This is a genomic window from Geminicoccus flavidas, assembly GCF_009806515.1.
Lineage (GTDB): Bacteria > Pseudomonadota > Alphaproteobacteria > Geminicoccales > Geminicoccaceae > Geminicoccus > Geminicoccus flavidus.
Window position 1 is genome coordinate 1 of sequence record NZ_WUJP01000082.1, and the last position, 639, is coordinate 639.

At 72.3% G+C, this 639-nt stretch carries 2 protein-coding genes; both read right to left on the bottom strand.

The window, feature by feature from the left end; genetic code table 11:
* Positions 1–479 (bottom strand): fimbrial biogenesis chaperone (locus tag EQG76_RS02090; RefSeq protein WP_159710169.1); only part of this gene is annotated, 479 nt, incomplete at its 3' end.
* Between the two features lie 5 nt (positions 480–484).
* The gene (locus tag EQG76_RS33235) at positions 485–592 is read right to left on the bottom strand and encodes a spore coat protein U domain-containing protein (RefSeq protein ID WP_407925493.1); all 108 of its coding nucleotides are present in this window, start codon (positions 590–592) and stop codon (positions 485–487) included.
* Positions 593–639: the final 47 nt, after the last annotated feature.

The window sequence follows — 639 nt, forward strand, 5'->3', positions numbered from 1 at the left end:
GCGAGCGCGCCCGGCGGCTTCTGGAAGACCGGAACATTGAACCCGAGCGCGAACTGGACTCCGCCCGGCGCGGCCTGGCCGGTCGCCGGTGCCGGCACCTCGGAGATCAGCAGGCGGAAGCTGCGCTCCGTGCTCGGCCGGGAGCGGTCGCGCAGGGCCAGGCGGATCACTTGCTGGGCACCCACCTTCAGGCTGAAGACCGGCGGCACGGCCAGCAGTTCCGGGGCGGGCTCCAGGGCGGCGGCCATCGGCGAGTCCAGCCAGCGCATGGCGCTGACCTGCAGGACGCTGACCGCTGGACCGTCGTTGCGCACCACGATCGTGGCCGTGCCGGTCTGGCCGAGCTCCAGCCTGGTGGGCGAGACCGACAGGTCGCCGCCCTGAACCGGTGTCGCCAGGACCGCCGCTGCCAGGCCCAGCAGCCCCGCTGCCAGGCGGCGGCGGCCGAGGCTGCCGAAGACGGGATCCCGGTTCGCCATGGCACTCACGGGAAGGTGAGCGTCACGTTCACCGTGTCAGCATAGTTGCCGGCCGGGACCGTCTGGTTGCCGGGGATGCGGCCATAGACCGGGATGGTGCCGCCACCCGCCACCAGCCGGATCTCGGTATAGGCGTTGGTGTTGGTGCCGAACAGCGCCG